Annotated in this window: 12 protein-coding genes and 1 pseudogene; 6 read left to right on the forward strand and 7 right to left on the reverse strand. The window is 44.5% G+C overall.

The window, feature by feature from the left end; genetic code table 11:
- The first annotated feature begins 119 nt into the window (after positions 1-119).
- From IX95_RS15420 to IX95_RS15430, 3 genes and pseudogenes are all read left to right on the forward strand, one after another.
- A pseudogene (locus tag IX95_RS15420) lies at positions 120-2477 on the forward strand (fatty acid cis/trans isomerase).
- Between the two features lie 39 nt (positions 2478-2516).
- Positions 2517-2705 (forward strand): hypothetical protein, encoded by a 189-nt coding sequence (locus IX95_RS15425; protein WP_006961171.1) that lies wholly within the window; start codon positions 2517-2519, stop codon positions 2703-2705.
- A gap of 159 nt (positions 2706-2864) precedes the next feature.
- Positions 2865-4613 carry a formate--tetrahydrofolate ligase gene (locus IX95_RS15430; RefSeq protein WP_038161577.1) on the forward strand — a complete coding sequence of 583 codons (1749 nt, stop codon included), beginning with the start codon at positions 2865-2867 and terminating at the stop codon, positions 4611-4613.
- Between the two features lie 52 nt (positions 4614-4665).
- Here the strand turns inward: IX95_RS15430 and vctC are convergent, their stop codons facing one another.
- The 5 genes from vctC to IX95_RS15455 form a co-directional block, all read right to left on the reverse strand.
- Complete coding sequence (gene vctC / locus IX95_RS15435) at positions 4666-5421, reverse strand: iron chelate ABC transporter ATP-binding protein VctC (protein ID WP_038161582.1); 756 nt, start codon at positions 5419-5421, stop codon at positions 4666-4668.
- A gap of 7 nt (positions 5422-5428) precedes the next feature.
- A complete protein-coding gene (vctG, locus tag IX95_RS15440; RefSeq protein WP_038161584.1) occupies positions 5429-6379 on the reverse strand; it encodes an iron chelate uptake ABC transporter permease subunit VctG in 951 nt (316 codons plus the stop codon).
- Positions 6369-7307, reverse strand: a complete 939-nt coding sequence (gene vctD / locus IX95_RS15445; RefSeq protein ID WP_038161587.1) for an iron chelate uptake ABC transporter permease subunit VctD — start codon at positions 7305-7307, stop codon at positions 6369-6371. The genes vctG and vctD overlap by 11 nt, the downstream gene beginning before the upstream one ends.
- Positions 7308-7377: 70 nt before the next feature.
- Entirely contained in the window at positions 7378-8289 is a 912-nt protein-coding gene (locus tag IX95_RS15450) for a siderophore ABC transporter substrate-binding protein (protein WP_038161588.1), read from the reverse strand.
- Between the two features lie 170 nt (positions 8290-8459).
- Positions 8460-8876, reverse strand: coding sequence for an RNA-binding S4 domain-containing protein (locus IX95_RS15455; protein WP_038161984.1), 417 nt, complete (start codon positions 8874-8876; stop codon positions 8460-8462).
- Between the two features lie 78 nt (positions 8877-8954).
- Here IX95_RS15455 and IX95_RS15460 point away from each other — a divergent pair, with 78 nt between their 5' ends.
- From IX95_RS15460 to IX95_RS26880, 3 genes are all read left to right on the forward strand, one after another.
- Positions 8955-9776, forward strand: coding sequence for a substrate-binding periplasmic protein (locus tag IX95_RS15460; RefSeq protein ID WP_021456511.1), 822 nt, complete (start codon positions 8955-8957; stop codon positions 9774-9776).
- Between the two features lie 147 nt (positions 9777-9923).
- Complete coding sequence (locus IX95_RS26875; protein WP_235202640.1) at positions 9924-10274, forward strand: response regulator; 351 nt, start codon at positions 9924-9926, stop codon at positions 10272-10274.
- Between the two features lie 74 nt (positions 10275-10348).
- Positions 10349-10528 carry a response regulator transcription factor gene (locus tag IX95_RS26880; RefSeq protein WP_235202641.1) on the forward strand — a complete coding sequence of 60 codons (180 nt, stop codon included), beginning with the start codon at positions 10349-10351 and terminating at the stop codon, positions 10526-10528.
- Here the strand turns inward: IX95_RS26880 and IX95_RS15470 are convergent.
- Together IX95_RS15470 and IX95_RS15475 are read right to left on the reverse strand one after the other, a co-directional pair.
- Positions 10506-11396: a LysR family transcriptional regulator gene (locus IX95_RS15470; protein ID WP_021456509.1), complete on the reverse strand. Its 891-nt coding sequence runs from the start codon at positions 11394-11396 to the stop codon at positions 10506-10508. The two genes, IX95_RS26880 and IX95_RS15470, sit on opposite strands and share 23 nt — an antisense overlap.
- Positions 11397-11405: 9 nt before the next feature.
- Positions 11406-13049 carry a response regulator gene (locus tag IX95_RS15475; protein WP_038161592.1) on the reverse strand — a complete coding sequence of 548 codons (1644 nt, stop codon included), beginning with the start codon at positions 13047-13049 and terminating at the stop codon, positions 11406-11408.
- Positions 13050-13452: the final 403 nt, after the last annotated feature.

The raw sequence follows: 13452 nt of genomic DNA on the forward strand, positions 1-13452 counted from the left end.
AAGTAGCCGTGTTTTCTCCACTTTTCATCAATTTCTCATATTTTGAATAGTGTTTTATTTGCCAATTCATTATCCTTCTGCTGCAATTATCAAACCTCGGCAATACAGTTATTATCCAAATGAATTTACGTACCTTTTTCACTCTCTTTTTGGTCACTACCTTTGCAGGCTGTGCAACCTTTGCTGGCCTTAATTATGACCAGCTATTTGGTGAGGCTCAGGTAAGAGACAGGCAGGTATCTCTCACCACAGAACACAGCGACTTCTTTCTTAGCAAAGTAAAACCCATTATTGATAATCGCTGCGTCGTCTGCCATGCCTGCTACGACGCCCCTTGCCAATTGAAAATGTCTTCCGTTGCTGGGATTGACCGAGGAGCGAGTAATGAACTGGTTTACCAAGGTACGCGCTTAACCGCAGCTACCCCTAGCCGATTATTTGAAGATGCTCAGACCACGGAACAATGGCGCTCAATGGGCTTTCATCCGGTGCTGAATGAGCGTGACCAAACGCGCACAGCGAACATCGAAGCTGGCCTTGTCGCAAAAATGTTGATGCAAAAAGAGGCACACCCTTTACCGAACCAGACTCAGCTTGAGGGGTTCGATTTCTCTATTGATCGCTCGCAGGTGTGTCCAACCATTGAAGAATACGACAGCTACGCCCAAGATCACCCCACTTGGGGCATGCCTTATGGGATGCCAAATCTCTCATCTAACGAATATTCGACTCTAATGAGTTGGCTACAGAACGGCGCCATAATGAATGCGCCGATCCCACTAACACTTGAACAACAAGCGCTGGTAGAGGAATACGAGCAGTTTTTCAACAACGGCTCTCGCAAAGCGCAGCTCACCGCTCGCTACATCTACGAGCACTTATTCTTGTCGCACCTGTATTTCTCGGAGCTAAACGAAACCACGCCACGATTTTTCACCTTAGTTCGTTCTGAAACACCACCGGGTCAACCCGTTAAACGCATTGCGACTCGCAGGCCCTACGATGACCCAAACGTAGACCGTGTCTATTATCGCTTTGTTCCTGAGCAAGCAACTATCGTGGACAAAACCCACATGCCGTTCGCTCTGAACTCGCAGCGTATAAACAACTGGAAAGCGTGGTTCATCGACACCACTTATGACGTCGCCCAGTTACCAGGATACGAGCCTGAAGTCGCCGCTAACCCAATGACGGCGTTCATTGAGTTACCAGTCAAATCTCGCTTCAAATTCATGTTGGACAACGCACAAAACACCATCAACGCCTTTATCAAAGGCCCTGTATGCCGTGGGCAGTTAGCGTTAAATGTCATCAATGATCGCTTTTGGGTTTTCTTTCTCGACCCCGATAAATCGGACATACCAGAAGTTAACGAGTTTTATCACTCACAAGCTGACAACTTAAAACTCCCAGGCGAGTTGGAGAGCAACACCTTACCTGTCGCAAACTGGGTATCTTACTCCCGTCAGCAAGCACGATACCTGACAGCAAAGTCCGATTTCATCAACAGCTGGTTCAAAGATGGAAAGCATTTGACTACGGATGTCATCTGGACGGGCAATGGCACCAATTCAAATGCAGCTTTGACCGTGTTTCGCCATTTTGACAGCGCTTCTGTTGTCCAAGGTTTAGTAGGTAAACCACCGAAGACTGCTTGGGTTCTCGATTATGCTCTGATTGAACGAATCCACTACTTACTCGTCGCTGGGTTTGATGTCTACGGAAACTTTGGCCACCAACTGATGACTAGAATGTTTATGGACTTTTTGAGACTCGAAGGTGAGAGTAATTTTGTCGCACTTCTTCCAAGAGATATTCGACATGTTGAACAATCCAGTTGGTACCAAAATCAAAGTACACAGCTGAGTGATTTCTTACAGCGCAACGTTAAGCCGTTCGATCAACCGACTCAGGTACCCTATCAGACCGATAACCCCAAGCAAGAGCTGTATGACATCTTGAAAACCCAACTTAGCCCCGTTCTGAAAAACCGTTACGCGATAGAACAGACCGGGTTTAGCACCTCCAACGAGGCTCGCTTGAGAACATTGGACGACATTAAAGGAAAAGGGCTGTTATACATCCCTCAGATAGTCATGCTATTGATAGAGTCCGAGTCAGGTCAAGAGCAACTGTTCACCTTACTACACAACAATGCTCACACGAATATATCAAGCCTGTTCGATGAAGAAGGAAATCGCGACTACGAAAACGACGATTTAACGTTAGTTCGCGGAGTGATCGGAAGTTACCCAGCAGCGTATTTGTCCTTGCATGAAAATGATATTTCTCAACTCGTCGACATGATGAAAAATATCCGTTCAGAGTAGGATTACGTTAAGTTATTGGATCGATTCGCAATCCGCCGAAGCTCAGAGAAATTCTGGCCTTTCAGTGACAGAGTACACGCTTGGTACAAGGAAAATCAGCCTGTCGAATTCGGTCTGCTTGACTATAATCGTTTTGAGAATAGGTAGAACTGTTCAACCGAGCGTTTATTAACGCGGGAGGTGGGCATGAGTATTAGAGATAGTATTCGCGCTATCGAGCAACAAATCTACGTTGCTTGCTCAGAGGGTGATTACGACACTGTCCAAATGCTTGAGCATCAGCTCGAAAGCCTGCGCGGTAAGACCGAGCACCCTTTCGATGATGATCCCTATGCACCAGAGGGCAAAATAATCCCCGAAGACGATTGGTATTAACGATGAACGCCCTGCTTTGCGGGGCTTTCTTTTGCCTTCCAGCCAAAGTAACACGTATAATCCTTTCCACTATTTAGCAGCCTACATTTAGTGTTTGCCTACACACCTAACGCTTAAAGGCGCTTACCTCTCTTTAAACTCTTATCAGTGGAGGGTTTTATGCTGTCGGACATCGAAATCTGTCGTTCCCAAACTTTGCACCCCATCGACCGTATCGCCGAAAATGCGGGATTACTTTCAGCGGAATACCAGAGTCAGGGAAAATACAAAGCCAAAATATCGCTTAGTGCATTAAATAGGCTCGGAAACAATAACACCGGAAAACTGGTCCTCGTTACCGCAATCACTCCAACGCCTCTGGGTGAAGGCAAAACCGTGACAACAATTGGATTGGCGCAAGGCTTAGCCAAAATCAATCAATCGGTTATGGCCTGTATTCGTCAACCTTCCATGGGGCCCGTTTTCGGTGTTAAAGGCGGAGCTGCTGGAGGTGGGTATTCTCAAGTTGCGCCAATGGAAGAGCTAAATTTGCATCTGACTGGTGATATTCACGCCGTGACCGCAGCACATAACCTTGCTGCTGCCGCTATCGACGCGAGAATCTATCACGAGCAGCGAAACGGCTACCAAAACTTTGAACAACGTTCCGGTTTAAAAGCGCTACGCATCGACCCAGAACGCGTAGTCTGGAAACGTGTGATGGACCACAACGATCGTGCCCTGCGTATGGTTGCCATCGGACGAAATGAAGACGGGAAACAGATCAACGGTATTGAGCGAGAAGATGGCTTTGATATTTCCGCGGCGTCTGAGCTTATGGCAGTGCTGGCCTTATCAAGTGATTTAAAAGATTTGCGTCAACGGATTGGACGCATTGTGCTGGCTTACAATATTGAAGGCGAACCTGTCACAACAGAAGACCTCGACGTCGCCGGAGCCATGGCAGTATGCATGAAAGACGCTATTGAGCCGACACTGATGCAAACACTTGAAGGTGTTCCTACTCTTGTTCACGCTGGCCCTTTTGCGAATATCGCGCACGGAAATTCTTCCATCATTGCGGATAACATCGCGACTAAACTGTGTGACTACACCGTAACAGAAGGCGGATTCGGTTCTGATATGGGGTTTGAAAAAGCCTGCAATATCAAAGCTCAAGTGGCTGGCAAAGCGCCTGACTGCGCCGTGGTTGTGGCGACATTACGAGGTTTAAAAGCCAATTCGGGGCTTTACAACTTTAAACCGGGCCAAGCTCTGCCTGAATCATTGTTTGAGCAAGATGATTCCGCCTTAGTTGCCGGGTTCGAAAACCTTAAATGGCACATTAACAATGTAAATAAATACGGTATCCCTGCTGTGGTTGCCATCAACCGATTCCCACAAGATAGTGAACAAGAGCTCCAACAACTGGCTGAGATGATCCGAAATCTACCCAACAACGTTGAAGTTGCCATCAGCGAAGGTTTCGCTCAAGGTGGTGAAGGTGCCGTTGAACTCGCACAAAAAGTAGTCAAGCAATGTCAGCAAGGTTCTCGGTTTAGTCCTCTCTATCGCTTTGAACAGACAACAGAAGAGAAGATGATGGCAGTTGCTGAGTCGGGTTATGGTGCAGCGAGTATCACTTTGAGTGAGAAAGCTAAGCAGCAGTTAGCAGAATTCAAACAGCAGGGTTTCGACCATCTTGCCGTCTGTCTGGCAAAAACGCCTCTTTCAATCTCCACAGACAGTTCTGTTAAAGGTGCGCCTACGCATTTTGATGTTCCTGTCCGAGAACTGAAGCTTTGTGCTGGGGCAGGGTTCATCTACGCCCTTTGCGGCAATGTCATGACAATGCCTGGCTTGCCAGAAAAGCCAGCGTTTATGAACCTCGATTTGGATGATAATGGAAACATCATTGGTCTGAGTTAACACAATTCATTGCGCGCTATCGCCTGGTTTACATACGATAGCGCCAAATCACTTAATAATATGTACACATCCGCTTGCCATTCACTTCAATAATGTTGAATGGCGTTTCGTAAATACTCTCTAGTATGTCTGATTGAATCACTTCACTCACTGGACCCTGGGCGACTACCCTACCTTTTTTGAGCGCAATAATTCGGTCTGAATAACAGGCCGCGAAGTTGATATCGTGAATCACCACTACCACGGCCTTGTTCATTTCATGAGCCAACCGACCCACGTTACGCATGATTTGCAATGAATGTTTGATATCCAGATTATTCAAAGGCTCATCTAAGAACACGTAATCTGTATCTTGCGCCATCACCATTGCGATGAATGCCAGCTGGCGTTGACCTCCACTCAACTCATCAAGGTACTTATTCTGAATGTCTGATAAATCCAGATAAGATATAGACTTATCGATCACTAGCTGGTCAACTTCAGTCAATTTACCTTGTGAATATGGGAAACGCCCAAAAGACACCATTTCTCTTACCGTAAAACGCATAGTGATGTTGTTTGCTTGGCGAAGCACTGCCAATCGCTTTGCCAACTCTTTTGTGTCCCATTCAGACAAAGAACGGGAGTCGATGAACACTTGCCCATCGTCCTTATCAATCAATCGGCTAGCCATAGATAACAAAGTACTCTTTCCGGCGCCGTTGGGGCCAATGATCGAGGTCACCTTACCCTTCTCAAATTCCGCACTCGCGTAATCAACCACTTTGGATTGACCAAACAACTTGGTTAGATTCTGTAATTTAATCATAAAACCTCTAGACGACTCGGTTACGCAGTAACATAGTCAAAAAATAAATTCCGCCAACAAAGTTAATGACAACGCTTAGCGTGGTAGAAAATCCAAACACCTTTTCTACCAGCCACTGCCCACTTAGTAAGGCCGCCACTGAAAGTAGTGATACTCCGACCAGCAATACTCGGTGCTGGTAACTCTTAAAAAACTCACGAGTCAAGTTGGTCACCAAAAGCCCGAAAAACATAATTGGCCCAATCAATGCCGTTGAAATAGCTATAAGTGCAGCCGACAGCACCAACACCCAAAGTGTGACGCGTTTTACGTCAACCCCTAAGCTGGTGGCGTTGTCTTTGTCCAACCAAAACACATCCAGAAAACGATTCAAGCGATACAGTAACGCGCTGATCAATAGCAATAGTGGCGTGCATAAGTAAACAAGCTCAACGCTGACATTATTGAAGCTGGCAAACATATTCGCTTGGACAGAAGCAAAATCACTCGGGTCCATCAACATAATGAAAAACGAGGAGACGCTGCCAAACAACTGACCAAGTATTACGCCCAGCAGCAATAACACCATCAAGTTTTGTCGCTCGCCTCTGAAGTAAAAGCTGAATAGCAGCAGTGAGAACGCCAGCATAACGACAACAGAGACACTGAAGTTAAAGTAGGCGTTCATCGCGATACTGCTCAGCCCACCAAACATCACGACCACCAGCACCTGTGTAAACATGTATAGAGAATCAAAGCCCATGATACTCGGTGTCAGGATGCGATTATGAGTAATGGTCTGAAAAGCCAGTGACGACTGACCTATCGCGATGCCTGCCACAATCATGGCAAGCACTTTGGGGACTCGCCGTGAAAGGAAGTACTCGTAATTATCAGCATTTAAACCAATGCCAATGAAAAGAAAACCAAACAACAATACGATGACAGTCAGTCCAATGATCTTCACCCTATCCTGCATTTTTCTGCCCCTTTAAGATGAAGAAAATAAATACGCTACCACCTAAAATGCTGATAATGGTCGAGATTGGAATCTCGTATGGGAAGATGATCAATCGACTTGCCAAATCACAGCAAAGGACAATCAGGGCACCCAGTATCGCGGTAAGTGGAATATTGCGGCGAAGATTATCTCCGTAGAACCGACTGACCAGATTAGGGACAATCAGCCCAAGGAACGGCAGCATCCCTACAATCATCACAACGGAAGCAGACATAACAGAGACTAACAGCACACCAATAATTAGCACTTGCTGGTAGTTCAGCCCCAAGTTGACGGCAAAATCCTTACCTAAACCGACAGCGGAAATTCTCGCTGCATACAAGTAACTGAAGATGGCAAAGGGAATGGCGATATAAAGCAGCTCATAATCGCCCTGCAACAAATTCGCAAAATTAGCGACGGTCCAACTAGACAGGTTTTGTAGCGCATCGTACTTATACGCAACAAACGTCGCGAGCGAATCAACAACATTGCCGAAAATAATCCCAATCAGTGGAACAAATACCGCGTTCTTAAACTGAATACGATTGATGAACTGCACAAACAGCAACGTACCTAGCATAGACACCGAGAAAATAAGCCACAGTTGCTGACCATTACCAAATAATACTAAGCTCAGTACGTAACCGAGCATGGCACACTCAATCGTTCCTGACGTGGAAGGTGAAGCAAATCGATTTTGACTGATCTGCTGCATAATCAAACCAGCAATACTCAGCCCAGCCCCCGCCAGCAGTACCGCCACCAAACGTGGAATTCGACTCGCAAACAGCAAATGCCAGCTGGCTGTATCGCCAGCTACCAGAGAGGCAACATTTAGCTTTCCAACCCCAACAAAAATCGACGCTGTGCTCAGTAACAACAGAACAAATAACAACTTTTTCAATGTAAAACCCTTACAACGCAAAAAACCTCAAGCCAATTCAGCTTGAGGTTGCGTAATCATGTTCAGACAATCAGTTCAAACCAGACGCCGTCTTCACATCTTCAATCATCTGTTCCGTTGCACGCATCCCTGAAATCGACAGATACCATGCATTGATGTCTAGGTAAGCCATTTTTTTGTTCTGGTAAGCATGTGTTGCTTTAACCAAGTCATTTTCAAAATCACGTTTTACAGTGCTACCTTTGCCTTTATTGATCAGAATATCTTTATCTATCACAAGCAATGCGGATGGGTTTGTTTCACGAATGAATTCATAGGAAACCAAATCGCCGTGGCGGCTTTCTTTGATTCCTTCCACAGACTCCTTAAAACCAAAATCTTTGTAGATAGCGGAGAACCGAGACTGAGCGCCGAACGTGGTAATGTTTCCGCCCGCACTCATCACAGTCAGTGCATCCAGTTCGTTTTGCTGATTCGATTCCTGAATCGCTTTGAACTCACTGTCTAGTTGTTCAATCTTACTCTCTACGAAATCTTGTTTTTCAAATACTTGAGCGAGATTGCGCCATTGCTCCTTGGTGCTTTCCCAATAGCCTTTATTCGCGTCTGAAGCATAGACAATGGTCGGCGCAATTTCGGACAGCTCTTTGTATTTCGCCGCTGCACGGGTGCCAATGATGATCAGATCTGGCTTTTGCATGTAGATGGTTTCAAAGTCAGGTTCGTGAAGGCTGCCAGCGGAGACAAAATCGTAGCTACGGTATTCCGATAAGTAGTCCGGGAACATACTGACTGTAGAAACGGCGACAGGTTTGACATCAAAAGCTTTAACAGTATCTAACGCGCCCAAGCCAATAACGACAACTCGTTCTGGGTTTGTTTCTAACTTGGTCACACCTTGCGCGTGCTCAATCACTACCATCTCAGCATTGACGTTAAATGCCAATGAACCTGCGGTTAACGCGGCTGCAGACAATCTCATTATTCGGACTCCATATTTACAAATGAAATCCATTATCATTTACATGTATAGAGATGTCATCAATGCTTTACGTTTTTTACATTTGTTATAGAAAGGAAAAAGTAATTGATTTCTGATACTTAAAATAATGAAGCGCACCCTAGATGCAGGTGCGCGGTGAGGTTTTACTGTTATAGAAAGTCTATGTTAGAGCGGCCAATCTCGTTTTTCTTGCTTTCCTTTTTCTTCTGCCCAGCGTCTTTCTTTGCCTTGTTTTGTTTCTTTGATTTGTTTTTCTTTTCTGGCTTTGATTCAGGCTTCATGACTGAGGGCTCTTCAGGCTCAGTGACTGGCGCATCGCAAATCACGACGTAATATTCCTGATTGAATTCAAAAAAATCGCCATCGTACATCTTACGACGCTTACGCGTCTCCAGCTCACCATTAACAGCAACGTAGCCTTCCGCAATTAGGTGTTTCGCTTCGCCACCACCACCGACTAGGTTGGCAATTTTGAATACCTTGTAAAGCTCAATTGGTTGTGTTGAAACTTCTATTCCGATTGCTTCAATTTCAATCTCTTGCTCGTTTTCGTAGTCGTCTGTCATGTTTTGCTTCAAATGCATGTGTAAAAAAACTGAGTCTAATCCCTATCCTTTAATAAATAAACTAAAGTTAATCATAGAATGGGCACTTTAAAGGTACTGATTTTGCTCAAATGGACACTAATACTGCTTCTTATCTCGTCGCAGGCAATGGCATACCATCCTCCAGTCAAAGTACTGGTATATGGTGACGACTCTTACCCTCCCTACAGTTATGGTGAAGAAGGTGTTGCAAAAGGAATCTACAGCGACATTCTTCGTCGAGTTTTTGAAGAAATGCCTGGCTATGAAGTTAAACTTGTCCCTATCCCATGGAAGCGTGGCCTAAAAATGCTCAAAGTCGGTCAGGGACTAGCTTTATATCCACCGTATTATTATCCAGATAAGCGCCTGTATATTTCCCCTTATTCAAAACCTATATTAGATGAAGAGGTTGTTGTCTTCTGCCACCCTGATAGCGTCAAAGATCGCTCACTGCAACGATGGCCAGAGGACTACCTAGGCTTAACCGTTGGTGTCAATGAGGCCTTTGCTCTTGGAGGCACTCAGTTCTGGGATGCCGTAAAAGTCGGCAAAATCACGTTATTGGAGGCCAAAGGCAACCGTCCAAATCTAATTAACCTTCATGACAAGAAAATAGATTGTTACATGAACGACCGGTTATCTATTCTTTGGGAAATGAAAAGAATGGCCAAAGAAGGACTGTTGCCTGAAGATTGGAAGCTAACCCTTGGCGCAGTAGTAAGCGCCGAAAAAGGTTACTTAGGATTCACCAACCGTGAGCCAGATAAATATCCCTTCAAAGAGGATTTCGTTAAGAACTTTAATGATACGCTGATGAAACTTCAGCAACGAGGCGAAATCGACAACATAATCAAAGCTTACTTCGATAACGGTATGTAACCCGCCAACGTACTCAACATGTGACTTTCCATTTTGGAAAGTCCGGTTTTCCACTCTTTCCTTCAATTTTGACTTACATTGTTCCTATTCGAAACAGTGATAAGTGCATCCCAATAATGATGCGACGTTACCAAGAAGTTTATCATCATGCCATCCTATAAAGTTCTCGTTCTCGACAACCAACCTTTAATGCGAGATTCCATTGAACGTCTCGTCGTCAGCATCATCAGTAACGCTCAAGTCTTTCAGTCGGACTCCACAACTTCCGCTCTGACAATACTTCGCGATAACGAGATTAATTTGATCATCCTAGAAATAAACTTGGAGGTTTCAGACGGATTCGAGTTTATCAGACGCGTGAAAGCTCATGGCTATAGCGGCAAGGTTTTATTTTTCTCTGGAAGTAAACACACTATGTTTTCGCAAGCCGCTTTTAAATTAGGAGCAGATGGGTATTTGTCCAAACTAGAGTCATCAAAGAAGCCATACTGGCGATAATCCAAGACGGCTCGGCGTTCAGATACAATGCTCAGAGTAAACCAATAGTCTGCCTTTCAAGCCGTGAAACAACTGTGCTCAACTATTTACTTCAAGGCTATAGCAACAAGAGAATTTCAGAATTACTGTCTCTTAGCGCAAAAACGATCAGTACGTACAAATCACGCATATTGAGCAAATATGAAGTTGATACCATGTTTGATCTAATACAGATGAAAGAGCATCAACTCCTCAGTCAAAAAGGTAGTATTTGAGCTTTCTGATGAGTAGCTCGTGAAGCGGGTTACCTTGGTTAGAAAGTTTATGGTAGGCGACTATGGCAGGTGGCTGAGTCATTTGAAGCTCATCAGGTAATACACACATCGTATAGCCTGGGCGATTGAGGTGCTTAATTGCAGGCAATAAGGTCGCGCAATTGAGCTCTTTCATGAGTTCGAATAAGCATAGGACGTTGTCTACTGTGGCGATCTTGTTGACATAAACTCCACTCTCTTCGAGCGCCATTTTGATCACCGTCTTCTTCTCCTGCCACCCTTTCATCTGCATAAACACGAAAGGTAGAGCTAATTTGTCTTCTAACGAAAGAGAAGCATGCTTTTCGGTTGTGACAATCCCTCCCCTGTATCGGCCTAATTGATGTTGATATATCGCCTTGCTCATCTCCGGATTGAAATACTGAACACCAATATCTAACTGATTATCCATAATTTGTTCAACGGACGTATCAGACCAGCTGGTCAGCGTGATTTTAGCGTTAGGAAAGGTTTTAATCAGATCGACCAGAAGTGACTTGCCAACCAGATATTGCGCCAAATTTGGGATAGCCACGGAGATTTCTTTATCGTAGGTTAGCGGGTCAAATGTGTCACCGACAATGGCATCTTCAATAACTCTCAGCCCCGCTGTCACTTTTGGAAGCAAAGCAACCGTGTACTCTGTTGGTTCAAATTCATGAACACCACGCACAAATAGTGGGTCATCTAACTGTTCTCGCAGCTTAGCTAGATGCTTGCTGACTGCGCTCTCCGTTTTGCCCAATTCTTTGGCAACTGGTTTAAGGTGGCGGTGCTTATGGATCAGTACAAGGACTTTCAATAAGTTAAGATCAAGTGGAGGTCTCATTCATCCACCCTATACCGCTGCTAATGCACGATTAAAGTTGAGTTTGACCAAGTTTAGTTTTTTCTGCGCATCTATTCGTTCGGTTTTTCTGAGACTGGATGTACAAGTAATCGCCGCCTCACAATCGAATATAACCTTTCTAATTTCAGCTGGATTGATGGCGCGGGGAATTTCACGATTCAGAAGCGATAGCATTTTATTCGCCACCAACACGCACTGCTTACGGGATTTGAATATTTCCAAGCCAAGCGCGACAGCTTTTTCCACCGATTGAAGCGAGTATTCATCCACTTGCGCTAGCAATCTGACTAACGCAGATTTTCGTCTCATTCCGTGCTCTATCTGATGTTCTAATTGCATCTGCACAGAACACGCCGACAATGATACTTTGCTGTAGTCAGTATGGGAGCGAGCAAAACCAGCGACTTGATCAAACCAGTGATAGTTGTCCGTTACAAAAAGAAGGTACAAAAGGTAGTGCAATTGGGGCAATTGCAACTGCTGATAGTTTTTCAGCAAATTGGCCAATTTGATACGCGCAACTTTATAATTTTCGTCGTGCAGTTCGATATGAACGTCCACAAGCGTCAGTGCCAATATTTCACTTTCTGCTAAATCGGATTTCATCAGATTGTGTAGCTCTTTATGCGCTACCATGGAAATCGACTTGCCTTGAGCAGACGCCGCAACTAGTTTTAGTCGCATCAAGTGAATAGCGTTCGCAACGGTATTGCGGTGAGTATTGGCAATTTGATGGCGATAAATAGCCAACCCACTTAAAGCGCCATCATAATTCTCTTCTATCTCACAGAGTCGAATATAGGCAAGTAAACGAGGTGCACTACCTTTCGAAAATTTAATAGCGTCAGTCAATGCGTTCTTAGCGCTCGTGCTATTCCTTTGCACTAGGCTGGTTAACGCTAACATGTCAGAGACACTTGACGGGACTCTACCCGACTCCTCAATCCAGTGCTCTAACAATGAATGAGCTTGCTTCACCTCACCCATTTCGAGTAAAGCCGATGCCTTACCCACAATAGCCCAATGGCTTTTACGCAGAGTCGAACATGAATCGTAATGCTCAATCGCTTGAGTATGAAATTGCCGTTCTAAATACGTGACTCCCTGAAGACGCTGTATATGAGCGGTATATTCCGGGCATGCCTTTAGTGCCGCTTTAAATGATTCCGCGATATCTTGATAGCTTGCATTCTTTGGTTGTTTTAGCAGCGCGGACAGCGTTTGCTTGCGTCTGTATACGCGTAAAACCCGTTTCTTAAACTCATACAACGAATACGGCTTAAGAACGTACTCATCTGGTTCTGCTTCCAATATTGAACGTACAACTTCACCAGTCGTTTCACTGGTCAACATAATAACAGCGCATTGTGGGCGAATAAGGCCGTAATGACGGCACTCTTCTAAGATCTGTTTTCCATTCAGTTCCTTACCAAACCTATAATCGCAAATGAACAGATCAATCGAAATTTCTCGCAGATTTTTGTATACCGAACGAATATCTTTGGCCGTAAATATTAGACGATCACTGAAGCCAGACTCTCTTAGTAAAATTTTTAGGTTAGCAACCACCAAAGGAGAATCGTCTGCGATCAGCACACCCGCCTGACTGACATTTTGAATTTGGCCGAGCATTATTCCAACTGCGCTATTTTGGATAAATTGGTCGCTAGAGTATAGAAAGAGAAAGCGGATGAAAACGCCTGATATATCAGAGTTTTGTCAAAATTAGTCGCTATTAAAACATTGATAAATATATAAGAAAGTGACATTTAACACTCAAATAGGTTGTGCGGTACTCCGCACAAGGAATATGCTACCTATTGAGCATAATTAAGACGAGCTACCAGCCCCCTAAACAATTCAAAAATTAAACAACTCAGTGGATTTTTATTCACCTCATTAAAGAGGAAGATCTCATTTCTCTCATCTAGTGAGAGTAAAAAGGATATTTCAGTTCAAAATATGAACACACGTCAATAAAAGCTCACATTTACTGTCTCATACTTGGCTCACTGCTGGAGCTTAATAAATATTT

Source organism: Vibrio sp. B183, from assembly GCF_000740665.1.
GTDB lineage: Bacteria > Pseudomonadota > Gammaproteobacteria > Enterobacterales > Vibrionaceae > Vibrio > Vibrio coralliilyticus.

Coding starts and splice junctions, on each gene's coding strand:
- IX95_RS15425 (WP_006961171.1), top strand. CDS start 2,517: ATGAGTATTAGAGATAGTATTCGCGCTATCGAGCAACAAATCTACGTT.
- IX95_RS15430 (WP_038161577.1), top strand. CDS start 2,865: ATGCTGTCGGACATCGAAATCTGTCGTTCCCAAACTTTGCACCCCATC.
- vctC (WP_038161582.1), bottom strand. CDS start 5,421: ATGATTAAATTACAGAATCTAACCAAGTTGTTTGGTCAATCCAAAGTG.
- vctG (WP_038161584.1), bottom strand. CDS start 6,379: ATGCAGGATAGGGTGAAGATCATTGGACTGACTGTCATCGTATTGTTG.
- IX95_RS15450 (WP_038161588.1), bottom strand. CDS start 8,289: ATGAGATTGTCTGCAGCCGCGTTAACCGCAGGTTCATTGGCATTTAAC.
- IX95_RS15455 (WP_038161984.1), bottom strand. CDS start 8,876: ATGACAGACGACTACGAAAACGAGCAAGAGATTGAAATTGAAGCAATC.
- IX95_RS15460 (WP_021456511.1), top strand. CDS start 8,955: ATGGGCACTTTAAAGGTACTGATTTTGCTCAAATGGACACTAATACTG.
- IX95_RS26875 (WP_235202640.1), top strand. CDS start 9,924: ATGCCATCCTATAAAGTTCTCGTTCTCGACAACCAACCTTTAATGCGA.
- IX95_RS15470 (WP_021456509.1), bottom strand. CDS start 11,396: ATGAGACCTCCACTTGATCTTAACTTATTGAAAGTCCTTGTACTGATC.
- IX95_RS15475 (WP_038161592.1), bottom strand. CDS start 13,049: ATGCTCGGCCAAATTCAAAATGTCAGTCAGGCGGGTGTGCTGATCGCA.